The organism is Burkholderia sp. KL41 (assembly GCF_057005415.2).
This window is the reverse complement of record NZ_CM174447.1, coordinates 308,386-332,519: the sequence shown is the minus strand read 5'-3', so window position 1 is coordinate 332,519 and position 24,134 is coordinate 308,386. Positions and strand designations below refer to the sequence as shown.

General features: G+C 66.9%; 20 protein-coding genes. 10 read left to right on the top strand and 10 right to left on the bottom strand.

Features of this window, described 5'->3' with window-relative positions; genetic code table 11:
- Nucleotides 1-57: 57 nt before the first annotated feature.
- From PQB87_RS19175 to PQB87_RS19165, 3 genes are all read right to left on the bottom strand, one after another.
- Nucleotides 58-366, bottom strand: a complete 309-nt coding sequence (locus PQB87_RS19175) for a hypothetical protein (protein WP_153490500.1) — start codon at nt 364-366, stop codon at nt 58-60.
- Nucleotides 367-1,318: 952 nt separating this feature from the next.
- On the bottom strand, nt 1,319-2,863 hold the full coding sequence (locus PQB87_RS19170) for a methyl-accepting chemotaxis protein (RefSeq protein ID WP_027790459.1): 1,545 nt from the start codon (nt 2,861-2,863) through the stop codon (nt 1,319-1,321).
- A 421-nt stretch (nt 2,864-3,284) separates the two neighbouring features.
- Nucleotides 3,285-4,829 carry a methyl-accepting chemotaxis protein gene (locus tag PQB87_RS19165; protein WP_059591008.1) on the bottom strand — a complete coding sequence of 515 codons (1,545 nt, stop codon included), beginning with the start codon at nt 4,827-4,829 and terminating at the stop codon, nt 3,285-3,287.
- A 324-nt stretch (nt 4,830-5,153) separates the two neighbouring features.
- Between PQB87_RS19165 and PQB87_RS19160 the strand changes: the two genes are divergently transcribed.
- The 3 genes from PQB87_RS19160 (at nt 5,154) to PQB87_RS19150 (ending at nt 7,178) form a co-directional block, all read left to right on the top strand.
- Nucleotides 5,154-6,011, top strand: coding sequence for a class I SAM-dependent methyltransferase (locus PQB87_RS19160; protein ID WP_153490497.1), 858 nt, complete (start codon nt 5,154-5,156; stop codon nt 6,009-6,011).
- Complete coding sequence (locus PQB87_RS19155) at nt 6,008-6,568, top strand: GNAT family N-acetyltransferase (protein ID WP_489243506.1); 561 nt, start codon at nt 6,008-6,010, stop codon at nt 6,566-6,568. Before PQB87_RS19160 ends, PQB87_RS19155 begins: the two co-directional genes overlap by 4 nt.
- A gap of 109 nt (nt 6,569-6,677) precedes the next feature.
- A complete protein-coding gene (locus tag PQB87_RS19150; RefSeq protein ID WP_174415069.1) occupies nt 6,678-7,178 on the top strand; it encodes a 2-thiouracil desulfurase family protein in 501 nt (166 codons plus the stop codon).
- A 130-nt stretch (nt 7,179-7,308) separates the two neighbouring features.
- Here the strand turns inward: PQB87_RS19150 and pcaF are convergent, their stop codons facing one another.
- Nucleotides 7,309-8,511: a 3-oxoadipyl-CoA thiolase gene (pcaF, locus tag PQB87_RS19145; protein ID WP_174415000.1), complete on the bottom strand. Its 1,203-nt coding sequence runs from the start codon at nt 8,509-8,511 to the stop codon at nt 7,309-7,311.
- 227 nt (nt 8,512-8,738) lie between these two features.
- Here pcaF and PQB87_RS19140 point away from each other — a divergent pair, with 227 nt between their 5' ends.
- The gene (locus PQB87_RS19140) at nt 8,739-9,527 is read left to right on the top strand and encodes an IclR family transcriptional regulator (protein WP_489243505.1); all 789 of its coding nucleotides are present in this window, start codon (nt 8,739-8,741) and stop codon (nt 9,525-9,527) included.
- 103 nt (nt 9,528-9,630) lie between these two features.
- On the opposite strand, the gene PQB87_RS19135 is transcribed toward PQB87_RS19140, so the two are convergent.
- Nucleotides 9,631-11,145: a M81 family metallopeptidase gene (locus tag PQB87_RS19135; protein ID WP_489243504.1), complete on the bottom strand. Its 1,515-nt coding sequence runs from the start codon at nt 11,143-11,145 to the stop codon at nt 9,631-9,633.
- An 84-nt stretch (nt 11,146-11,229) separates the two neighbouring features.
- The gene (locus PQB87_RS19130) at nt 11,230-12,549 is read right to left on the bottom strand and encodes an MFS transporter (protein ID WP_489243503.1); all 1,320 of its coding nucleotides are present in this window, start codon (nt 12,547-12,549) and stop codon (nt 11,230-11,232) included.
- Between the two features lie 151 nt (nt 12,550-12,700).
- Here PQB87_RS19130 and PQB87_RS19125 point away from each other — a divergent pair, with 151 nt between their 5' ends.
- A complete protein-coding gene (locus PQB87_RS19125; RefSeq protein ID WP_489244336.1) occupies nt 12,701-13,687 on the top strand; it encodes a LysR family transcriptional regulator in 987 nt (328 codons plus the stop codon).
- 159 nt (nt 13,688-13,846) lie between these two features.
- On the opposite strand, the gene PQB87_RS19120 is transcribed toward PQB87_RS19125, so the two are convergent.
- Both PQB87_RS19120 and PQB87_RS19115 read right to left on the bottom strand, forming a co-directional pair.
- Entirely contained in the window at nt 13,847-14,962 is a 1,116-nt protein-coding gene (locus PQB87_RS19120; RefSeq protein ID WP_104766742.1) for a succinylglutamate desuccinylase/aspartoacylase family protein, read from the bottom strand.
- A 59-nt stretch (nt 14,963-15,021) separates the two neighbouring features.
- Nucleotides 15,022-15,795 (bottom strand): transporter substrate-binding domain-containing protein, encoded by a 774-nt coding sequence (locus PQB87_RS19115; RefSeq protein ID WP_222154960.1) that lies wholly within the window; start codon nt 15,793-15,795, stop codon nt 15,022-15,024.
- Between the two features lie 136 nt (nt 15,796-15,931).
- Here PQB87_RS19115 and PQB87_RS19110 point away from each other — a divergent pair, with 136 nt between their 5' ends.
- The gene (locus PQB87_RS19110; RefSeq protein ID WP_489243502.1) at nt 15,932-16,852 is read left to right on the top strand and encodes a LysR family transcriptional regulator; all 921 of its coding nucleotides are present in this window, start codon (nt 15,932-15,934) and stop codon (nt 16,850-16,852) included.
- A 48-nt stretch (nt 16,853-16,900) separates the two neighbouring features.
- Here PQB87_RS19110 and PQB87_RS19105 read toward each other — a convergent pair whose 3' ends face one another.
- Both PQB87_RS19105 and PQB87_RS19100 read right to left on the bottom strand, forming a co-directional pair.
- Entirely contained in the window at nt 16,901-18,232 is a 1,332-nt protein-coding gene (locus tag PQB87_RS19105; RefSeq protein ID WP_489243501.1) for an MFS transporter, read from the bottom strand.
- 59 nt (nt 18,233-18,291) lie between these two features.
- Nucleotides 18,292-19,482 (bottom strand): M20 aminoacylase family protein, encoded by a 1,191-nt coding sequence (locus tag PQB87_RS19100; RefSeq protein WP_489243500.1) that lies wholly within the window; start codon nt 19,480-19,482, stop codon nt 18,292-18,294.
- A gap of 218 nt (nt 19,483-19,700) precedes the next feature.
- On the opposite strand from PQB87_RS19100, the gene acuR reads away from it, so the two are divergent.
- From acuR to zwf, 4 genes are all read left to right on the top strand, one after another.
- The gene (gene acuR, locus PQB87_RS19095) at nt 19,701-20,339 is read left to right on the top strand and encodes an acrylate utilization transcriptional regulator AcuR (protein WP_059684112.1); all 639 of its coding nucleotides are present in this window, start codon (nt 19,701-19,703) and stop codon (nt 20,337-20,339) included.
- A gap of 45 nt (nt 20,340-20,384) precedes the next feature.
- Entirely contained in the window at nt 20,385-21,368 is a 984-nt protein-coding gene (acuI, locus tag PQB87_RS19090) for an acrylyl-CoA reductase (NADPH) (RefSeq protein WP_048023465.1), read from the top strand.
- 84 nt (nt 21,369-21,452) lie between these two features.
- Nucleotides 21,453-22,031: a peroxidase-related enzyme gene (locus tag PQB87_RS19085; RefSeq protein ID WP_489243499.1), complete on the top strand. Its 579-nt coding sequence runs from the start codon at nt 21,453-21,455 to the stop codon at nt 22,029-22,031.
- 475 nt (nt 22,032-22,506) lie between these two features.
- Nucleotides 22,507-23,982: a glucose-6-phosphate dehydrogenase gene (zwf, locus tag PQB87_RS19080; RefSeq protein WP_059684106.1), complete on the top strand. Its 1,476-nt coding sequence runs from the start codon at nt 22,507-22,509 to the stop codon at nt 23,980-23,982.
- The last annotated feature ends 152 nt before the right edge of the window (nt 23,983-24,134 follow it).

The window sequence follows — 24,134 nt, the reverse complement described above, 5'->3', positions numbered from 1 at the left end:
GCATGGGCGTGCGCACTCGCTACCGGCCGATGGTCGAGAATCGAATCGGTCATGGTCTCAACGATTCTTCTTGATGAACTGCACCGACAGCGTTTCGACCCGGTCGGCATGGACCTCCGGCAGTTCGCCGGCCGTGTCGCTCGCCAAGCACACCGACACTGGCAGTTCGAGAAACAACCGAGACGACCGATCGTCACACGTCGAAGCGCAGGTGTCCGCCATCATCCCTTCACGTACGTCAACGTGACGGATCGCCTTTAGATGACCCGTTGCGCGTTGCTCTTTGCCGAAATGAAAAGTGACCGGGCGCGTGTTCCAGTCGACCTGGCCGGAAGCAAAGGCACGGAGTATTGCTGCTATCTGCATGACGGCAATCTCATTATTCTCGCCCCGAATTCAATTTCATTCGAATCGAAATCCCAATAAAAAATATGTCGCTCGCAATTTATCGCACGAAGAATATCAAACCCATGCAACTTGATGCGGAAATTTATATATTGAGATGGAAAATGTCGCCACAAGAAACATTATTTGACAACTTATGCGACACAATATTTTTATAATAAAAATCCTATGCGCAAATTGTTTTACGATACGATGCGAAAGTTCTTTATCGGAAAGCGCCGCACACTCCCTGAATATTTTTGTCGAATCGAATTTAGCGCATATAAAAAATGGGATCTGTCCTAAGTCTCGACAAGCGGATGTCCATTGCGAAGTCGGAACAGGACAAAAAAAGATGGCGCTAACGTGCTCAACCGTGCATGTAGGTTCCCAAGCTCTTGTGATTCGCCCTTCAACGCCGCTGACAGCGGCTTATATGCTGCTCGGGAGTTCGCAGCCGGTTAGTGTCGCCGTACCTGACACGCCGCGAACCGCAATTGCCTGACCAGGTTCGCGCCGCGATCCAACTGACTCCCATAGGCCGTGCGCCACGAATGACGCTTCGATGTGGTGTAGCGCTCGCGATCCGGGTACCGCGTATTCGCATTCACCCTAGCCGGCTGTTCGCAATAGCACCGCCTCCAATGGAACCGATAACAAGCGCGAATGATCCGAAATCGAATACGTTGATTCCGCGGCGTACCGCCTTGCCCATCAGTCGACCTACAGAATTAATTGAGACGAATAATGGTTTCCAGATTTTCATCCAATTATCGCGCCGTTCCTGCCATTCAATTCAATGCATGAATGCAAAATCCGAAACAGGAACGCCAATCCGTTGATGCACTCCAATTGAATCGAAGATGCTGAACGTGCAATGCGCGCGACAACCAATGACCCGATCGGGTCCAGCCGTCGCGCCTCGTTCCCGCCATCACCGAAACACGTTCACCGCCTCCACCAGCCGCGTCGCCTGCTGCTTCAGGCTCTCCGATGCCGCCGTGCTCTGCTCGACCAGTGCCGCGTTCTGCTGCGTGATGTTGTCCAGGTGCACCACCGCCTGGTCGACCTGCGCAACGCCCGTGCTCTGCTCGGCCGTCGACGAGCTGATCTCCGCGATCAGATCCGACACGCGCTTCACCTGCGTGACGATGTCCTCCATCGTCTTGCCCGCGCCGTCGACGATCCGCGCGCCCGACTCGACGCGCTCGACGCTCGCGCCGATCAGCGTCTTGATCTCCTTCGCCGCATTCGCGCTGCGCTGCGCGAGTGCCCGCACCTCACCGGCAACCACCGCGAAGCCGCGCCCCTGATCGCCGGCACGCGCCGCTTCAACGGCCGCATTCAGCGCAAGGATGTTGGTCTGGAACGCGATGCCGTCGATCACGCCGATGATGTCCGAGATCTTTCGCGAGCTGGCGGTGATGTCGTTCATCGTCGCCACCACCTCGCTCACCGCCTGCCCGCCGCGCCCGGCGGCTTCGCTCGCCGACACCGACAACTGGTTCGCCTGCAGCGCCGTCTCCGCATTGCTCGACACGGTCGCCGTCATCTCGGCCATCGATGCAGCCGTCTGCTGCACGCTCGTCGACGCCTGCTCGGTACGCGCGCTCAGGTCGTTGTTGCCCTGCGCGATCTCGTTGCTCGCGCGCTGCACGTTCAGCACCTGTTCGCTGACATCGTCGACGAGCCAGCGGAACATCAGCCCGAGCTGGTTGATCGTGCGCAGCGTCATGCCGATCTCGTCGACACGGTTCATCCGCACGCCGCTGCGGCTCTCTCCGGTCGCGACACGCAACGCCTCGTCGCGCAACTGCACGAGCGGGCGCGCAATCTGCGCATCGAGCCACAGCCCCGCGGCCACCGCGGCGCCGGCCGTCACCGCCGCGAACGCGGCGAGCCCGCCACCGGCCAGCCCGCACGCCCAGCCGCCGGCCACCACGACCGGCGCAAACACGCACAGCGCCGCATGGAGCCGCGCACGCACCGACATCGTCTGGAACAGCGACGTGAAGCCGGCCACGCCCTTGCGGACGATCAACCCCTTGTGAAAATGCCGGTTGCCGGCCCGCCCTTCGCGGAAGTCCTTGTAGAGCGCCTCCGCGGCCGCGATCTCGTCGCGCGTCGCCTTCGTGCGCACCGACATGTAGCCCTTCGGCTCGCCGTTGCGCATCACGGGTATCGCGTTCGCACGCACCCAGTAGTGATCGCCGTTCTTGCGGCGGTTCTTCACGAGCGCGGTCCACGGCTCGCCGCCCTTGAGCGTCGCCCACATGTCGGCGAACGCCTCCTTCGGCATGTCCGGATGCCGCACGACGTTGTGCGGCTGGCCCTCGATCTCTTCGGGAGAAAATCCGCTGACCTGGATGAATGCCGCGTTCGCGTAGGTAATGTAGCTGTTCGCGTCGGTGGTCGACATCAGCGTCGCGTCGTCGGGAAAATCGAATTCGCGTTGCGTGACGGGCTGGTTGTTGCGCATGGTGTGGAGCTCCGGGTAACGGATCTTGCGTCCGCTTGTCGATTGATTCGCGACCCTGCACATTGCGGTCAATCCGCATGCGCATTGGTCATGCTCCTGCACTTTCGGCAACTTTTACGAAAACATTATGCCTTGCCCGGGTAAATATGCATTAAAAATGCATCACCTTGTCTTTACCGAACAATTTGTTTACTTATGAAACCAAACACCAGACCAGGCAACGGTTTGGCGGATATTAGTCTGATTAATTCGCGCAATTCGCCAAAATCGATTCAATGCATAAATGCAGAATCTTGAATACGAATATTTCTCGTTTCGCGTATTTTGATTGAATCGAAAAACCTGAACGCGCATTGCGCGCGTCAATCACGATGTCACGCTGCATCGATCGGGCGCGCACATGGCGTGCGCGCCCCGACGATCACCGGAACACGTTCACCGCATCCACGAGACGCGTCGCCTGCTGCTTCAGGCTCTCCGATGCCGCCGTGCTCTGCTCGACCAGCGCCGCGTTCTGCTGCGTGATGTTGTCCAGGTGCACCACCGCCTGGTCGACCTGCGACACCCCGGTGCTCTGCTCGGCCGTCGACGAGCTGATCTCCGCGATCAGATCCGACACGCGCTTCACCTGCGCGACGATGTCCTCCATCGTCTTGCCGGCCTCGTCCACGCGCCGCGCGCCCGACTCGACGCGCTCGACGCTCGCGCCGATCAGCGTCTTGATCTCCTTCGCCGCGTTCGCGCTGCGCTGCGCGAGCGCCCGCACCTCGCCGGCAACCACCGCGAAGCCGCGCCCCTGTTCGCCGGCGCGAGCCGCTTCCACGGCCGCGTTCAGCGCAAGGATGTTGGTCTGGAACGCGATGCCGTCGATCACGCCGATGATGTCCGAGATCTTTCGCGAGCTGGCGGTGATGTCGCTCATCGTCGCGACGACCTCGCCCACCGCCTGCCCGCCGCGCCCGGCCGCTTCGCTCGCCGACATCGCGAGCCGGTTCGCCTGCAGGGCGGTCTCCGCGTTGCTGTCGACGGTCGCCGTCATCTCGGCCATCGACGCAGCCGTCTCCTGCACGCTCGACGCCGCCTGCTCGGTGCGCGCGCTCAGGTCGTTGTTGCCCTGCGCGATCTCGTTGCTCGCGCGCTGCACGTTGTGCACCTGCTCGCTGACGTCGTCGACGAGCCAGCGGAACATCAGCCCGAGCTGGTTGATCGTGCGCAGCGTCATGCCGATCTCGTCGACGCGGTTCATCCGCACGCCGCGCCGGCTTTCGCCGGTCGCGACGTTCAGCGCCTGGTCGTGCAGCCGCTTCAGCGGACGCACGATCTGCGCATCGAGCCACAGGCCGGCTGCCGCCGCCACGCCGACCGTCACGCCGGCAAATGCCGCGAGCCCGCCACCGGCGAGCCCGCACGCCCAGCCCGCGCCGACGACCGCCGGCGCAAGCACGCACAGCGCCGAATGCACGCGCGCGCGCACCGACATCGTCTGCGACAGCGACGCGATACGCAGCAGCCCCGTGCGGATCACCAGCCCCTTGTGGAACCGGCGCTGGCCGGCCTTGCCGTCGCGGAACGCGCGATACAGTGCATCGGCGGCCGCGCTCTCGTCGTGCGGCGCCTTCGTGCGCACCGACATGTAGCCCTGCGGCTCGCCGTTGCGCATCACGGGTATCGCGTTCGCACGCACCCAGTAATGATCGCCGTTCTTGCGGCGGTTCTTCACGAGCGCGGTCCACGGCTCGCCGCGCTGGAGCGTCGCCCACATGTCGGCAAATGCCTCGCGCGGCATGTCCGGGTGGCGCACCACGTTGTGCGGCTGGCCGACGAGTTCCTCGGTCGTGAAGCCGCTCACCTGCGCGAACGTCGTGTTGGCGTAGGTGATGATGCTGTCCGCATCGGTCGTCGACATCAGCGTGACGTCGTCGGGAAAATCGAATTCCTGTTGGGTAACGGGCTGGTTATTGCGCATGCAAGGCTCCGAAAGGCGGATCTGTCGTCCGCGCCGCGCTGAAATCACGCTCAGTAGCCGAAAAACGGTTTATCGCTTAACGACGGTCTTCATCTTACTGTCGGCATATTGGGGAAAAACCTTACCCTTTCCTCGCATAAAATATCCAATTCGCCCGCCGCCATGATTTCGATCAAATAATCCGGCAATAATCGCCGCGAGCGTTCATCCAGATGTCACGCCACGCTGCGCAACGACGTCGCGCGGCAGACCAACGCCATCAGCCGTTGCGTGCGGCGAAACGATTCCGTTTATCCTGCTCCATTCAACCGGTATTCGAATTCGATGAAAAAGGCATTACATGAGCTGAATCGGCTGTCCTGGAATACCGCGACAGTCGCGCATAACAGCCACAAAGGCGATCAGGCCGCGTTTTTCCGCGCGGGCGGCTCGACGCTCTATCCGGAAGAACGCGAACTGCTCGGCGACGTCGGCGGGCTGCGGCTCCTGCACCTGCAGTGCAACGCGGGGCAGGACACGCTGAGCCTCGTGCGCGAGGGCGCGGATGCGACGGGCGTCGACATCTCCGACGAAGCGATCGCCTTCGCACGGCAACTGTCGACCGACGCGGGCCTGCCCGCGCGTTTCGAGCGCGCCGACGTGCTCGACTGGATGCCCGAGGCCGCCGCGCGCGGCGAGCGCTTCGATCGCGTGTTCACGTCGTATGGCGCGATCTGCTGGCTATCCGACCTGAACGCGTGGGCGCGCGGAATCGCCGCGCTGCTCGCGCCGGGCGGCCGTTTCGCGATGGTCGAGTTCCATCCGTTCGCGCTGTATTTCGACGAACAGTGGAAGCCGCACTATGACTATTTCAAAAGCGACGCGACCGAGGAACCGGCAGGCGTCGGCGATTACGTCGCCGTATCCGGCACGGGGCTCGGCGCGCAGCACGACCATCCTGGCGTCGTCGATTTCGCAAACCCGCATCCGAGCTACGAGTTCATGTGGGGCATCGGCGAGGTCGTGAACGCACTCGTGTCGGCGGGGCTCACCATCGACCGCCTGACCGAATATCCGTATTCGAACGGCTGGAAGGGCTTCGACGGCATGCGCGAGCTGGACGGCCGCCGGATGGTGCCGCCCGGTCACATGCCGAGCCTGCCGCTGATGTATGCGATCGCCGCGCATCGGGAGGCCGCATGACGCGCCGCACCGCCGCCGAACGCGACGCGCTTTCCGCACGCCCGCTCACGCGCGAAGAAATGCCGCTCGTGTGGACCATCGACCGGCGCGAGATCATCGAGCACCTGTACGTGCTGCGCGACGGCGCGCTGCATCTCGTTCCCGAGTTCTACGACGTCGGCGGCTGGCCGGAAGGTGAAGCCGACCACTACACGCCGATCCTGATCGACTGCCACGATCGCGGCGGCTGGTGCCTCGGCATGTTCGACGGCGAACGGCTCGTCGCGGCGGTCGTCGTCGACAGCCGGCCGATCGGCCCGCATCGCGACATGCTGCAATTGAAGTTCCTGCACGTGAGCCGCGACTGGCGCGGCTGCGGGCTCGGCGAGCAGCTCTACCGTGCGGCCCGCGAGCAGGCGCGCGCGATGGGCGCCGCACGCCTGTACGTGTCCGCGACGCCGTCGCAGCGCACGATCGACTTCTACCTGCGGCTCGGCTTCACGGTCAGCGCATCGCCCGACCCGGCGCTTTACGCGCTCGAGCCGGAAGACATTCATCTGGAAGGGCCCGCGGCCTGACGCGCCGGCACGCGGATGAAGCGCGGGATGTCCCGCCTTGCCTCGGCTGCCATCGGCCATCGCCCAATCACGGAGAGCAAAATTGCAGGACGAAGCACAGCCGCCAACCATGCCGAAGATCCTCGTCAGCATGTGCGTGGTCGGCCATCCGGTGCGTTACAACGGCTCGGCCAAGACCGCCGCGCACGCGGCACTCGAACGGTGGCAGCGCGAAGGGCGTCTCGTGCCCGTCTGCCCCGAACTGGCCGGCGGCTTCAGCGTGCCGCGCCCGCCCGCCGAAATCGCCGGCGGCGCGTCGGGTCAGCAGGTGCTGTCGGGCGCCGCGCGCATCGTCGACGTGAACGGCACGGACGTGACCGCGCCGTTCGTCGCCGGCGCGCAAACCGCGCTGGCCCTCGCACGCGCGCACGGTTGCCGCTTCGCTATCCTGGCCGACGGCAGTCCGTCGTGCGGCAGCACGTTCATCCATGACGGGAGTTTCGGGAACCGGCGGCACGCGGGCGCCGGTGTCACGGCGGCGTTGCTGCGCGAGCACGGGATCGAGGTGTTCGCGGACACCGAGATCGGCGCGCTCGAGGCGCGTCTCGGGGAGCTGTCGCAGGCCGGTTAACGACGATGCGCGGCACGAGCATCCTCGTGCCGCGCATCGTTTCCAAAGCGGCGAATCGGTCGAGAGGCAAAGCGGTCGAGCGGCGAAGCGGCTCGTGGCCGCCGCTTCGCCGCGAGACATGAAACGCGGGTCAGACGCGTTCGATCGCGATCGCGATGCCCTGACCGACGCCGATGCACATCGTGCACAGCGCGAAGCGGCCGTTCGTGCGATGCAGCTGGTACATCGCGGTCGTCACGAGACGCGCGCCCGATGCGCCGAGCGGATGGCCCAGTGCGATCGCGCCGCCGTTCGGGTTCACACGCGGATCGTCGTCGGCGACGCCGAGCATGCGCAGCACCGCGAGACCTTGCGATGCGAACGCCTCGTTCAGCTCGATCACGTCGAACTGGTCGATCGTCATGCCGAGCCGGGCGAGCAGCTTCTGCGTGGCGGGCGCGGGGCCGATGCCCATCACGCGCGGCGCGACGCCGGCCGTCGCGATGCCCAGCACGCGGGCGCGCGGCGTCAGGCCGAAGCGCTTTGCGGTTTCCTCGTTCGCGAGCAGCAGCGCGGCGGCACCGTCGTTGACGCCCGACGCGTTACCGGCCGTCACCGAGCCGTCCGGACGCACGACGCCCTTCAGCTTCGCAAGCGTTTCGAGCGACGTTTCACGCGGATGCTCGTCGCGCGACACGACCACCGGATCGCCCTTCTTCTGCGGAATCGTGACCGCGACGATTTCCTCGGCGAGCGTGCCGTCCTGCTGCGCACGCGCGGCCTTCTGCTGGCTGCGCAACGCGAACAGATCCTGGTCGGCGCGGCTGACGTTGTAGTCGACCGCGACGTTCTCGGCCGTCTCCGGCATCGAATCGACGCCGTACAGCTGTTTCATCAACGGATTGACGAAGCGCCAGCCGATCGTCGTGTCGTAAATGTCGGCCTGGCGCGCGAATGCGCTCGCGGCCTTGCCCATCACGAACGGCGCGCGCGTCATGCTCTCGACGCCGCCCGCGACCATCAGCGCGGCCTCGCCGGACTTGATCGCACGGGCGGCCACGCCGACCGCGTCCATCCCGGAGCCGCACAGGCGGTTGATCGTCGAACCCGGCACGCCCTGCGGCAGCCCCGCGAGCAGCGCGGACATGCGCGCGACGTTGCGGTTGTCCTCGCCGGCCTGGTTCGCGCAGCCGTAGATCACGTCGTCGATCGCCGTCCAGTCGACGTCGCGGTTGCGCTCCACGAGCGCCTTGAGCGGCACGGCGCCCAGATCGTCGGCGCGCACGCCGGACAGTGCACCGCCGTAACGCCCGATCGGCGTACGGATCGCATCACACAGAAAAGCTTCGGTCATCAGTGTCTCCGCTCCCAGGACAGGCTGGGGAATGAACAGGGCGCGCCCCTTGCATTGCCCGCCGGGATGCGCTTAAATGTTCTATATACGAACATAAGATCGTGTATCGAACGTTCAATGCATCATAGGGAGTGCGGGGACGACCTGTCAAGCGCCCGGTCCGCCGTGCGGTTGGCGTGTCGGGCCCCGTGCGCTATCTTCTCGGCTGCACGATTTTCCAGGCGCTCATGACAACCGAAGACACTCAGACGAAACCCGGCGACTCCTACGTACAGTCGTTCGCACGCGGCCTCGCGGTGATCCGCGCGTTCGACGCGACCCGTCCGGAGCAGACGCTCACCGAGGTCGCCTCGGCCACCGGGCTCACGCGCGCGGGCGCGCGCCGGATCCTGCTCACGCTGCAGACGCTCGGCTACGTCGAGGCCGACGGCCGGCTGTTCCGGCTCACGCCGAAGATCCTCGAGCTCGGCTTCGCGTACCTCACGTCGATGCCGTTCTGGAATCTCGCCGATCCCGTGATGGAGCAACTGTCCGAGCAGATCCACGAAAGCTGCTCGGCGGCTGTGCTCGACCGCACCGAGATCGTCTACGTGCTGCGCGTGCCGACCCGCAAGATCATGACGATCAACCTGTCGATCGGCAGTCGGCTGCCCGCGTACTGCACGTCGATGGGCCGCGTGCTGCTGTCCGCGCTCGACGACGCCGCGCTCGACGAAACGCTCGCGCAAAGCGGCATCCGCGCGCATACGCCGCGCACGATCACCGACCTCGGCGAACTGAAGGCGGCGATCGCACAGGTGCGCCAGCAGGGCTGGGCCGTGGTCGACCAGGAGCTCGAAGTGGGCCTGATGTCGCTGTCCGCGCCGATTCGCAACCGGCGCGGGCAGATCATCGCGGCGATGAACATCAGCGGCAATGCGCAGCGGCATACCGCGAAGCAGATGGTGAAGGAGTTTCTCGAGCCGCTGCAGCAGGCCGCGCAGACGGTGTCGGAGCTGGTGGCGCGGCGCGGGTGAGCGCCGATCCGCGCGCGGCGCCCGGTGTCGGCCGGCGCGACGGCGTTGTCCAGGACAGCCGCCCGCTCGCCGGCGTACCGGCGCGCCGGCGGCGTGCCGTGCTTCAGCCGTTGCCGGCGAATGCGTCGCCCATCGGCTTCATCCGGATGCCCGGGGCCAGCCGGGTCCAGGGCAACTCGGCCGGATCGGCCGTCATCGGGCCCGGCGCCGTGGCAACGAGCACCGCCTCGGCGATCCCCTGGAAATCGGCGCGAAAGTGCACCGAGCTCTTGTTGACGAGGATGCGCATCGCTTCCGGCTCGACGCCGCCCACGCGATAGAGATTGCGGTCGAGCATCTGCGCCTTGCCGCTGCTCACCACGATCAGCACACCATCGATCCGCAGACAGGCGACGGGGCCGATATCCGCGCGCATGCCGTTCATCATCGGGCCGTCGTACCGGCATACGCCGTCGGACAACTTCACGACCTCGAAACGCGCGTGGACCGGCTCGTCGCCGGGCACGCCGGAAACACCGCCGAGCGCCAGCTCGACGAACGCCCCGACCCCGGCGCGATGAGCCGCCGCCGCGGCAGCGGGGTCCCAGATCAGGCCGATCGCCGCCTCTCTCGCGCCATTGCGCAGCAATGCCCGCAGCATGCCCGTCGTGTTCGAGTCGCCGCCCGCGCCGGGATTGTCCTGCGTATCGGCGATGACGACCGGCTTGTCTGCCCCGTCGGCAAGCCGCATCGCTTCGCGCACGGCAGCGTCGGGCGACAGGAACGGCACCTGCCACGCGGCCTCGTCCGCCAGCATCCTGTCGTAGAGTGCCTGCACGGCGGCCTCGGCCGACGCGGCGTCGTCGCCGTAACCCCAGATGACCGGGCCGCATTCGGGAAAATCGGCCGCCGGAAAACCCGGCGCGAACGACAGCGACGCCACGGCCCCGGTTTCCAGCGCCGCGAGCTGCGCATACATGCCGCGCGCAGGCTCGAGCAGCGTGCACATGCCGTTGATCGGGATCAGGAACGGCAGCCGCCGCACCGCGCGATGCAGCGGGCGGCTACCCGCCGCCCGCGAGACGAGCAGGCGCTCGAGCAGCACGGCCGCGCGTTCGCCGGTCTCGGCCATGTCGACATGCGGATAGGTGCGGAAGGCGACCAGCGCGTCGGCCTCGTGCAGCATCTTCGCGGTGACGTTGGCATGCAGGTCGAGCGACGCGACCACCGGCACGGCCGGGCCGACCGCGGCGCGCACGCGCTCCAGCAACGTGCCTTCGCCGTCGTCGGTATGCTCGGCGACCATCGCGCCGTGCAGGTCGAGGTACACCGCGTCGTAGCCTCCGCTGCGAACCGCCGCGAGGATTTCGCCGGCGATGCGCTCGAACGCATCCTCGGTCACGTGGGCCGACGGGCTCGCGCCCGCCCAGATGACCGGCAGCAGGGTCCAGCCGCGTCGCTCCGCCGCGACGATGAATCCGCCCGCGGGAATGTTGACGTCGCGCAGCGCAAGCACGTCGTCGCCCCGCACCATGGCCGGGAAGCCCTCGCCGCGCTCGAAGTTTGCGTAAGCGGCTTTCGACGGCGCAAACGTATTGGTTTCATGCTGAAAGCCGGCAATCAAGATCCGCGTGTTCAAAAACGTGTCTCCGGAAATAGGTAGTCAAGGCACGGGCCGTGCCACGCCGCGACGGAGGTCGCGAGCGCTTGCGCGCCCGCGATATCACGCCGTCGCCAACGCGTCGTGCGGCGCGGGCAGCCGGTTCGCCACGAGCACCGCGGCGCCCGCGACCAGCAACGCGACCATGACCAGCAGGCCGGCTGCCATGCTGCCCGTCGCCGAGTGGATCGCGCCGATGATGGTCGGGCTCAGGAAGCCGCCGATCAGGCCGATCGTATTGATCAGCGCGATGCCGCCCGCGGCCGCGTCGCCCTTCAGGTATTGCGACGGAATCGCCCAGAACACCGTGTACGCGGCCCAGATCATCGACGTGGCGATCGTCATGCCGACCAGCGAGACGACGAGATTGCCGTTGGCCGTCGTCGCCACAGCCAGCGCGATCGCGCCGATCAGGGCCGGCACGGCACTGTGGAAACGGCGTTCGCCGCGCCGGTCCGACCGGCGGCCGATGACGATCATCGCGATCGCGGCGCAGACGTACGGGATCATCGAGTACAGCCCGATCTGCATCGTGTCGGTCACGCCGTCGGCCTTGAGGATCGACGGCAGCCAGAAACTCACCGCGTAGATTCCGCAGATGATCGTGAAGTACGCGAACGCCAGCAGGTACACGCGCGGGTCGCGCAACACCTGTCCGAACGAGTGATGACCGGCGCCGGGTGCGTGCAGCTCGGCGGCGAGCATCCGCTTCTCGTCGTCGGTCAGCCAGGCTGCGTCGGCCGGCCGGTCGGACAGGACCTTGAGTGCGAGCGCGCCGAGCAGCACGCACGGCAGGCCTTCGACGACGAACATCCACTGCCAGCCGGCCAGGCCGTGGGCACCGGACAGCCCGGTCATCAGCCACGCCGACAGCGGCGAGCCGAAGGCGCCGCCGATCGGGCCTGCGAGCATCACGACCGCCATCACGCCGGCCATGCGGCGCTGGCCGTACCAGTAGGTCAGGTAAAAGATCATCCCCGGCGCGAAACCGGCCTCGAACACGCCGAGCAGGAAGCGCATCCCGTAGAAGGTGGTCTCGTCGTGGACGAACATCATGCCCGCCGAGGTCAGGCCCCACAGCACCATGATCCGGCTGATGGTCTTGCGTGCACCGATCCGCGGCAGCAGCAGGTTGCTCGGGATCTCGAACAGCACATAGCCGAGAAAGAAGATGCCCGCGCCCAGCCCGTACACCGCATCGGAGATGCCCAGGTCGCTCTGCATCGAGAGCTTGGCGAACCCGATATTCACGCGATCGAGATAGGCGAACGTGTAGCAGAGCAGCAGAAAAGGCAGCAGGCGCCAGTTCAGCTTGCGATACAGGGCCTGATGCGCCGGGCTGTCGGGCGCGACCGGGTCTTGAGGGGATGGAATGGCGGACATGCGCTCTCCTTTAGGGCGTATTGCTTCGAATCCCGCATCGATGATCGACTCCGTTCGAATCGTCGAGGAGCCGAAAAAGCAGCGCAATAGCAACCTAAGCGAGTTATCGTTGCTCAACGAGCAACACTTCAACGGCAAACGGACCGACACCATGCGCGAACTGAACCAGCGCCGCCTGCGCTATTTCCATGAAGTCCTGACGCACGGCTCGATCCGCGGCGCGGCCGACAGCATCAACACGTCGCCGTCCGTCATCACGCGGCAGATCCGGCTGCTCGAGGAAGAAATCGGGGCGCCGCTGTTCGAGCGCCAGCCGCGCGGTGTCCGGCCGACCGAAGCCGCGGCGCACCTGCTCGAATACTGGCGCGGCTGCCGCTCCCAGCAGGAACTGTTCGAAGACCGCCTGCAGGCGCTGCACGGCCTGCAACACGGCCAGATCCGCATCGCCACCAGCGAAGGCTATATCGACTGCCTGATGGACGAGGTGCTCACCGACTTTTGCGCGCGCTATCCGAAGCTCGACGTCACCGTCGATATCCTTCCGGTCAGCACATTGCTGCAGGAAGTCGCCGAGAGCCGCGCGCATATCGGCCTCGCCTACAATCCCCCGGCGCATCCGGATATCGAGTACGTCGCCACCGCGCCGCAGCCGGTGGTGGCGCTCGTGCATCCCGGGCACCCGCTCGCCGTGCGGGGCCGGCCCCTCGCGGTACACGAACTCGCCGGGTATCCGCTCGCGCTGATGCCGCCGGCGTTCGGTCTCGGGCAGGCCGTGCAGATGCTCGCCTATGCAGAGAACATCCAGCTCCACCCGACGCTGACCACCAACTCGCTGGCCGTGCTGCGCCACTTCGTCAGGCGCAACGACGGCGTCACGCTGCTCGCCGCGTTCGCGGCCTATCAGGAACTGGAGGCGGGAGAACTCGTCGCCGTTCCCGTCGCCCATCCGCTGCTCGAGGCAGCCAACGCGCGGCTGCTGGTCAAGGCCGGACGCACGCTCGGGGTGGCAGCCGATACGCTGCTGCGCGGCATCCTTCGGGACATGAAGATGTTTTCGGACGCGGGCGGGCGCAACGGCGGGACAACGGCGCGCGGCAAGTCAGGCAAGCGTGCTGCCGTGCGTCGCGGCGGGCCATGAACGGCCCGGCTGACGATGCGGCCTGCGTCCGCCGGCCGTCTACAGGCGGCCGACCCGGTGCAGGCCGGGATCGAGCGGCGAGCGATTATCTGAGGAAACCGAAGTTTCTTTCCGATCTCGTAAAGTTCGGGGTTCGTCGCGAGCGACGCGCGCCGCTCGTCACGCGCCGAGCAACATCCCCTTGCGCACCGGCACGGCACCCGTCACGCGGCCGAGCGGCGCGCCGGCCGTGACGAAACGGATCGCGCGGCGCATGTAGAACACGCCGTCGGTCCCGCTCGAGATCGTCGTGATTGCATCGGTCAGCGGATCGACGATGTCGAACAGCGGATCGCCGGCGCGGATCGTCGCGCCGATCGCCGCGCGGTGCACGAGGATCCCGCTCACCGGCGCGTAGAACTGCTCGCTGCCCGCGAGCGGCGTGGCCGGCGCGGCGAGCGGCGGCAGCGGCACGCGTTCGCCGCGTACCGCGCCGCGCCACACGAGATAGGCGACGAGCGCATCGGCATCGCGCTCCGCATGGTCGTACGTGACGTCGCGCTGCCCCCGGCACTCGACCGTCACGGCCACGGTGCCGGCCGCCATCGGCGTGCCTGCCGGCAAGTGCTGCCGCAACTGCGACCACAGCAGATGATGCGCATCGTCGAACGCGTGCCCGCCCGAATCCTCGGCGAGCAGCGACACCTGCGCGCCGAGATAGCGCGCAAGCGGCTCGACTTGCGGCCACGCGGTATCGCTCGTGTACACGTGCATCACCGCTTCGAGCGAGCAATGCAGGTCGATCACGACCTCGGCATCGAACGACAGCTTCAGCAGCGCCAGCTGAAGCGCATCGAATTCCGTACGCGGTGCGATATCGTCGAGCGCCGCGCCGACACATTCGCGCACGATCGCGCGATTGCGTTCGCCGTCGTCGCCGAGCCGGTCGCGCGCACGCGCGGCGATGTCCGCGAGCGGCAGGAAACCGCGATTGAAGTTGCGGCCGCTCGCAAGATCGAAACGGCCGATGAACTGCCCGAGCAGATGATGATTGAGGCCGACCGGGTTCGCGACCGGCACGAGCACGATCTCGGCCGCGAGCCGGCCTTCGGCCTCGAGCTGCGCGAGACGCTGCTTCAGCACGAACGCCGCGAGCATCGCGGGCGTCTCGTCCGCGTGCAGCGCGGCCTGCAGGTAGATCTTGCGGCCGGTGCCGGCCGGCCCGAAATGAAAGCTCGTCAGCGTGCGCTGCGTGCCGATCGACGGCGACAGGAGTGGCGTGGTGCGAATCTGCATCGAGGGTCTCGAACGGATGAAAACGGGGCCGCGGGTGCAACGGCGCGGAGGCTTGGCGTTCAGTCGCCGTACGGGTTGAAGTCGAAATACTTCTTCGCGATCCGGTCGTACGTGCCGTCCTTCAGCATCGACGCGATCGCGCCGTCGATCGACGCCTTGAGCGCCGTATCCGACTGCCGCATGCCGATGCCGACGCCGCGATCGCCCATGTCGAGCGGCGCGCCGACGAACGCGAAACCATTGCCCTTCGGCGTGCGCAGGAAGCCGTAGTCGGCTTCCACGGTGCCGAGCAGCGCCGCGTCGAGGCGGCCGTTGACGAGATCGGCGAACACGTCGTCCTGGCTCTTGTACGGCACCACGCTCACGCCGGCCGTCGCCCAGTGCGCGAGCGCCCACGATTCGAACTGCGTGCCCGACTGCACGCCGACACGCTTGCCGGCCAGCGACGCGGTCGTGCTGCCGAGGCCGCTCCCGGGCCGCGCGACGAGCCGCGACTTGAAGCGGAACAGCTTCGACGAGAACAGGATCTGCTTCTCGCGCTTGTCGGTGATCGCCATCGACGACAGGATCGCGTCGATCTTGCGCGCCTGCAGCGCGGGAATCATCCCGGAGAATTCGAGCTCGACCCACTGGCAGCGCAACTGCGCGCGGCGGCAGATCTCGTTGCCGAGATCGACGTCGAAGCCCTTCAGGCTGCCGTCGGGCGCTTTCGCATCCATCGGCGGATAGGTCGGATCGATGCCGAGGCGCACGACGTGCGCGTCGAGTGCAAACGCGGACGTGGCAGCCCAGCCAAGGCACAGGGAAACGAGCGGGACGAGGATACGTTTCATGGTCGACGGAGGACAGGAAGGAACGCAAACGGCATCAGCCGGACTGCCTGCGATCGTAGGCGGCACGGGCCGCCGCCGGAACCATCGACTGCCTTATCATGATCGGTATTTCCGATCACCGGCCCCGCGCGTGCCCATGGCGTTCACGCTCTCCCAGCTCCGCATCTTCCAGGCCGTCGTCGAGCACGGCAGCCTGCGCGCCGCCGCACGCGCGCTCGATCTCGCGCAGAGCGGCGTCACGCAGCAGCTGCAGAGCCTCGAGGCGACGCTCGGCGCGACGCTGTTCACGCGCACCAATCGCGGGATCGTGCCGACGGCCGTCGGCCAGCGGCTGCTCGCGCGCTCCGGTTCGATCCTCGGCGAATGCGAGCAGGTCGAGCGGGAGATCCGGCAGTTGAGCGGCGCGTACGAAGGCACCGTCACGCTCGGCCTCGTGGCCGAACCGCTGATCGACGCGTTCGCGCCCGTGCTGAGCGCGTTCCGCGCGCGCTTCGACAAGGTCGACGTGCATCTGCGCACCGGCACGTCGCGGATGATGATCGGCTGGCTGCGCGAAAGCGCGGTGGATTTCGCGATCGCACTCGTCGCGAAGCAGACCGACACGACCGATCTCGCGGTCACGCCGCTGCGTGCTTCAGCGCCGGTGGTCGTGTGCCGCCACGGGCATCCGGCGATGCACGCAAAATCGCTCGCCGAACTGGCCGGTTACGGGTGGGTGTCCACGCGCTCGCCGAACCTGAGCGCCGACCCGGTCGTGAACCGGCTGCTCGCGTACTTCGACGCGCACGGCCAGCCGCCGCCGAGGATTCTCGCGACCGTCGAAGGGATGTTCGAGACGCTGCAGATCGTCACGCAGACCGATTCCCTCGCGCTCGAAACCGAAGCCATCACGCGGCACGGGCCGTTCGCCGGCGCGCTCGCGAAGGTGCCCGTTCGCGAGCAGGCCGAATCGCAGGACATCTGCCTGCTGCAGCGCGCGGCCGTGCCGCTGACGCCGGCCGCGCAGGAACTCGCGACGATGCTCGCGTCGTACCTGAGGATGGTGCGCGGGCGGTAAGCGCGTACTGCAGCCTGCAGCCCGCCGCCCGCCTTGCTGTGCCGCGCGTCAGTCCAGCGAGTCCCGGGCCGTCTCGCGCAGCATCGCGACCGCGATCAGCGACAGCACCACGCACGCGGCCACGTAGCCGGCCGGCGCGAGCTTGCTGCCGGTCGTCTTCACGAGCCAGGTCGCGATCAGCTGCGCGGTGCCGCCGAAGATCGTCACCGCGAGCGCATACGCGATCGAGATGCCGGTCGCGCGCACGTGGCGCGGCAGCGACTCGCACATCAGCGCCATTTCCGACGCCGAGCCGAGCGAATAGAACAGCAGCATCAGCGCGGTCAGCGGCAGGATCACCGACAGCGTCGGGTGGTGGTTCATCAGCCAGAACGCCGGGAATAGCAACAGGACCAGCACGCCGCGGCCGACGAAGATCGGCAGGCGGCGGCTGCCGAGCCGGTCCGACAGCCAGCCGAACAGCGGGCACGTGACCAGCATCACGCAGCCCGACGCGACGCCGACGAACATCGACAGCTTCATCGGCAGCCCGAGCGTGTGGATCGCATAGGTCGGCATGTAGAACGTCAGGATGTAGGTCGACACCGTGCCGCCCATCACCGTGAGCATCAGCAGCACCACCGTGCGCGTGTGCTTCGAGAACAGCTCGTGCAGCACGCCGCGTTCGATCCCGTGATGGCTGTCGCCGGGCGCATCGTCCGCGAGCCGGCGGCGCAGGTACATGCCGACCGGCGCGATCAGCACGCCGACGAGGAACGGCAGCCGCCAGCCCCAGCTTTCGAGCGCGTCCTTCGTCATCGTGTTCGACAGCAGCGCCGCGAAACCCGAGCCCATCAGCGCGGCGCCGCCCTGCGTCGCCAGCTGCCAGCTCGCGCGGAACGCGCGACGCGACGTGCCGCCCTGTTCGAGCAGCGTCGTCGTCGCCGCGCCGAATTCGCCGCCCTGCGAGAAGCCCTGCAGCAGCCGCGCGAACACGACGAGCAGCGGCGCGGCCACGCCGACCTGCGCATAAGTCGGCGCGATCGCGATCAGCCCCGTGCCGAGCGCCATCAGCATGATCGTCAGGTTCAGCGCGGCCTTGCGCCCCTTGCGGTCGGCGTAGACGCCCAGCACGACGCTGCCGAGCGGCCGCGTGAAGAAGCCGGCGGCGAACGTCGCGACCGACAGCAGCAGCGACGTGGTCGGGTCGCTCGACGGGAAGAACAGCTTGCCGATCAGCACCGCGAAGAAGCCGTACACGGTGAAATCGAAAAATTCCAGCCAGTTGCCGATCACGGCCGCCGCGATCGCACCGCGCCGCGTGACGGCCGGTGCGCGCGGCGTGCCGACTTCGGCGCCCCCCGTCGACGCGGGGTGCAGCGCGAGATGGTCTTTCTGCATCGTTGTCCTCTCCTCTCAATGCGGCCGGAAGCGCCGGCCGCGCGCCACCGCCGCCGGAATCACCGCCCGAGGTAACGCTCCACGAGACGCGTCCAGAACGCCGCACCGATCGGCAGGTTGCGATCGTTGAAGTCGTATTTCGGGTTGTGCACCATGCAGCCGTCCTCGCCTTCGCCGTTGCCGAGCCGCACGAACGAGCCCGGCCGCTGCTGCAGCATGAACGCGAAATCCTCGCTGCCCATCAGCAGGTCGGTCTGCTCGACCACGTGCGCGTCGCCGACCAGTTCGCGCGCGACCTGCGCGGCGAAATCCGTTTCGGCATCCGTATTGACGACGACCGGATAGCCCTCGATGTACTCGACGTTCGCGCTCGCGCCGTAGCTCGCGGCCTGCGTTTCGGCCAGCTCGGTGATGCGGCGCTTGAGCAGCGCGCGCACTTCCGGGCTGAACGACCGCACGCTGAGCTCGAGGCGCGCGCCGTTCGGGATCACGTTGTTCGCGGTGCCCGCGTGCATCGAGCCGACCGTGACGACCGCCGGCTGCGCGGGGTCGACGTTGCGCGCGACGATCGTCTGCAGCGCCATCACGATGCTTGCCGCGACGACGACCGGGTCGACCGTCAGGTGCGGCCGTGCCGCGTGGCCGCCGACGCCTTCGATCGTGACGATCGCCTTGTCGCCGGCCGACATGAACGGGCCGCGCCGCGTGAGGAACACGCCCGGCGCCGCGCCCGGATGGTTGTGCATGCCGAACACGGCGTCGCACGGGAAGCGTTCGAACAGGCCGTCGTCGATCATCTTCTTCGCGCCGCTGTCGACGCCGTGCTCTTCCGCCGGCTGGAAATACAGATGCACGGTGCCGGAGAAGTTGCGTGTCTTCGCGAGATGCTGCGCGGCGCCGAGCAGCATCGTCGTGTGGCCGTCGTGGCCGCAGGCGTGCATCTTGCCGTGCGTGCCGCTCGCATAGGGCAGCCCCGTCGCCTCGACGATCGGCAACGCGTCCATGTCGGCGCGAATGCCGATGCTGCGCGTGCCGTCGCCCACGCGCAACGTGCCGACCACGCCCGTCCTGCCGACCCCGCGCGTCACCTGCCAGCCCCACTGTTCGAGCTTCCCGGCGACGAGCGCGGCCGTGTCGTGCTCTTCGTATGCAAGCTCGGGATGGTGGTGGATGTGGTGACGGATCTCGCGCAACCCGCCGGCGGCGGGCATCAGATCCTCGACTTCGGTGAATCGGGTATCGGTGGTCATCAAGGGGCTCCTGCTGTTTGTCTGCACACGCAACCGGTGCGTGCGGGAAAGCGAGCCACTATATCGAGCCGATATCGGTTCAATAAGATGCGGAATTTTTCACCGCGATAAGGTTTGTTAATCAGGGTTAATACGGGCGTCGCTCGCCGTCCGTGCCTCATCGGATGCGATCGACACGCGCCCGTTGATTTTTGAGACAAACGGTCTATTATTCGCGCATGGACGTTCGAACTGATCCGCCTCGCCGTCGCGGCAGGCCACCGAAGCAGCATGAAGACCTCGTCGCCACGCGGGACATGCTGTTGCGCACCGGGCTGGAAGTGCTCACCGAGAAGGGTTTTTCGGCCACCGGGCTCGACGAGATCCTCGGGCGCGCCGGGGTGCCCAAGGGCTCCTTCTATCACTACTTCGACAGCAAGGAAGCGTTCGGCCTCGAACTGATCGACCGATATGCCGACTTCTTCGCGCGCAAGCTGGACCGCCATTTCAGCGACGCGGCGCGCTCGCCGTTGCAGCGCGTGCGCGCGTTCGTCGACGATGCCCGGGACGGCATGGCCCGCTACGAATACAGCCGGGGCTGCCTGATCGGCAACCTCGGGCAGGAAATGGGCGCGCTGCCCGAAAGCTTCCGCGCACGCCTGCGCACCACCTTCGAGGACTGGCAACGCCGCCTCGCCGATTGCCTGGCCGCCGCGCAGCAAGCCGGCGAACTGGCCGGCTCGGCCGACCCTGCCGAACTCGCCGCATTCTTCTGGATCGGCTGGGAAGGCGCCGTGCTGCGCGCGAAGCTGGAGCGCAGCGATACGCCGCTGGCCCTGTTCGCGCAGTTCTTCTTCAACGGGCTGCCCCGCCGCTGAATTTTTTTGCCATTAACTAGACGATCGGTCTAGAAAGGAGGACACATGTTTCAAGGCATCGTGATCGACAGGCATGAAACCGGCCAGCAAGCGCGGCTCGAGACGCTGGACGACGCGCAGTTGCCGGCCGGCAACGTGACGGTACGCGTGGGCTATTCGACGCTGAACTACAAGGATGGGCTGGCGATCACCGGCAAGAGCCCGGTGGTCCGCAAGTTCCCGATGGTGCCCGGCATCGATCTGGTCGGGGAAGTCGAGGACAGCACGCACCCGGACTATCGCCCCGGCGATCAGGTCGTGCTCAACGGCTGGGGCGTCGGCGAAACGCACTGGGGCGGCCTGGCGCAGAAGGCCCGCGTCGATGGCGACTGGCTGGTGCCGCTGCCGTCCGCCTTTTCGCCGCAACAGGCGATGGCCATCGGCACGGCGGGCTACACCGCGATGCTGTGCGTGATGGCACTGGAGCGGCATGGCGTGCGCCCGGACGACGGCGAGATCGTGGTGACCGGCGCGGCAGGCGGGGTAGGCAGCGTCGCCACGGCCCTCCTCGCGCGGCTGGGATACCGCGTCGTCGCCGTCACCGGCCGCCCCGCCGATGCCGACTACCTGCGGCAGCTCGGCGCGGCGGAGATCCTGGAGCGGGCGCAATTCAGCGAGCCCGGCAAGCCGCTGGGCAAGGAACGATGGGCCGGCGCGGTCGACGTGGCAGGCAGCCATGTGCTCGCCAACGTGTGCGCGACCACGCGGTACCGCGGCGTCGTGACGGCCTGCGGCCTGGCCGCCGGCATGGATTTCCCCGCGACCGTCATGCCGTTCATCCTGCGCGGCGTCACGCTCGTCGGGATCGACAGCGTCATGTGCCCGCGTGCCGACCGCCTGGAGGCGTGGCGCCGGCTCGCGTCCGATCTCGACGTCGGGAAGCTGGGCGCGATCAGCCACCAGGTCGGCCTGGGCGACGTCATCCCCCTTGCCGGAGAGTTGATCGCCGGCAAGGTTCGCGGCCGTATCGTCGTCGACGTCAACGCGTAACGCCGCCGCCGACACCGGCGCTTCATTTTTCGGACGGCCGCCCGCGCATCGAGCGCGGCCGTGCCGTCTTATCCAGGAGACCTCATGACCGCCACAAGCACCGCCCCCATCAGCCGCTTTCCCGTGCCCGCGCTCGAAGACCTGCCCGAGGACATTCGCGAACGCATCGCGGCCGTCCAGGAAAAGTCGGGCTTCATCCCGAACGTCTTCCTGACCCTCGCGCATCGCCCGGACGAGTTTCGCGCGTTCATGGCTTACCACGACGCGCTGATGGACAAGCCGGGCAACCTGAGCAAGGCCGAACGGGAAATGATCGTCGTGGCCACCAGCAGCGTGAACCAGTGCCAGTACTGCGTGATCGCGCACGGTGCGATCCTGCGCATTCGCGCGAAGGATCCGCTGATCGCCGACCAGGTCGCCACCAACTATCGCAAGGCCGACATCACCGCCCGGCAGAAGGCGATGCTCGACTTCGCGATGAAGGTGTCGCAGGCCGCGCACCAGGTCGGCGAAGCGGATTTCGACACGCTCAAGTCGCAGGGCTTCGTCGAAGAAGACATCTGGGACATCGCGGCGATCTCGGCCTTCTTCGGCATGTCCAATCGCATCGCGAACGTGACGAACATGCGGCCGAACGCGGAGTTTTACGCGCTGGGGCGCTGAGCGCTCGGCGGGCAGTCGTGCGCTCACGCGGGCGGGACGGCCACCGGGCTGCCGAGCTTCGCAGCGTTCTTTCATGTGCTGAGCCCGACGCTCACGCGGCTTGACCCGATTCCGGCCGACGGTCGCGCGATCGTCTGTGCGCTCGCGATCCAGGCCGTGTCGCTGTACCGGATGCGCATGCCGGGCACCGTACCGATCGAGCGAGGCGACGCGGCTCGCAGGCCGGCGGCGCCACACCCTGCCAGCGAGCCGCCGCCCGACGACCGTTCATGCCGCTCGCCCGCTCCGGCAGCGGCCCGGCTCCTTCAACGCCCGCACCGCCTGCAACCCGGCTGCAACCCATCCGCCAGCTGCGCGACAGGAAACGGACACACACGCGATCCATCAAATGCGTGCACTATTAGGGTTTTGCCGTACCGGCGCCCTGTGCCTTCGACGTTCGTTCCACGCTCACCGTTTCAGACGCGAACCTCCCATGACGAATCAGCCTACCCAGACCGCGGCCGACCGGCCCGTTGACATGATCATCTTCGGCGGCGGCGGCGACCTGGCCGCCCGCAAGCTGTTGCCCGCGCTGTACATGGCGCACCTGCACTGCAACCTGCCGCCGGAGACGCGCATCATCGCGGTCGGCCGCCGCGACTGGGGCATCGACGGCTATCGCAAGTTCATGGACGAGCAGTCGCGCCCGTTCATCGACGAAAAGGCGTTCGATCCCGCCGCCTGGAGCCGTTTCCTCGACCTGTTCAAGTACGTGCTGATCGACGTGAACGCGCCGGACGACTACCTGCGGCTCGCGGAAGCGGCGCGCGGCGACGCGATCCGCGTGTTCTACCTGTCGACGTCGCCGGAGCTGTTCACGACGATCTGCGACAACCTGTCGGCCGCGCATCTCGTCGACAGGCACTCGCGCGTCGTCCTCGAAAAGCCGCTCGGTCACGACCTCGCGTCCGCGAAGGCGATCAACAATGCGGTCGGCAAGCACTTCGAGGAATCGCAGATCTACCGGATCGACCACTATCTCGGCAAGGAAACCGTGCAGAACCTGATGGTGCTGCGCTTCGGCAACCCGATCTTCGGGCCGCTGTGGCAGGCGCCGAGCATCCGCAGCGTGCAGATCACGGTGGCGGAGACGGTGGGTGTCGGCAGCCGCGCGGGCTTCTACGACCATACCGGCGCGCTGCGCGACATGGTGCAGAACCACCTGCTGCAACTGCTGTGCATCGTCGCGATGGAGCCGCCCGTGTCGCTCGACCCGGACGCGGTGCGCGACGAGAAGCTGAAGGTGCTGCGCTCGCTGCGGCCGATGGCGGTCGCCGACGTCGCGCGCGACACGGTGCGCGGGCAGTACACGGCCGGTGCGGTCGACGGCCAGCCGGTGAAGGGCTACCTCGAGGAAGACAACGTGCCGGCCGACAGCCGCGCGGAAACCTTCGTCGCGCTGCGCGCACACATCAACAACTGGCGCTGGGCGAACGTGCCGTTCTTCCTGCGCACCGGCAAGCGGCTGCAGCGCCGCCAGTCGGAAATCGTGATCGAGTTCGCGGACATGCCGTTCTCGATCATCCCGACCGGCCCGCGCCACTACAGCAACCGCCTCGTGATCCAGCTTCAGCCGGAAGAGTCGATCCAGCTGCAGATGCTCGCGAAGGAACCGGGCAGCGGGATGAACATGGTGCCCGTGAGCCTGAACCTCGACCTGCAGCAGGCGATTCCGGAGCGGCGCGCGGAAGCATACGAACGACTGCTGATCGACGTGATCCGCGGCCGCCTCACGCACTTCATGCGCCGCGACGAGCTCGAAGCCGCCTGGTCGTGGGTCGAGCCGATCCTCGACGGCTGGAAGCAGCTCGGCGACCGGCCGCGCCTGTACACGGCCGGCACGTTCGGGCCCGCGGCTTCGTCGGCGCTGCTCGCGCGCGACGGGATGTCGTGGTCCGAGGAAGCGTAGAAAGCGCAGCACGCGACGGCATGTCGGCGGTGCACGCGCCGTCGACATGCCGGATCACATCGGCGCGCCCGCCGCGTACCGCCCGCCTCCGCGCCGTTCGCTTCGGCCGGAGGAAGTCCGTCGAGCTGTCTTGCGCGGGAACGGCGCCCGGC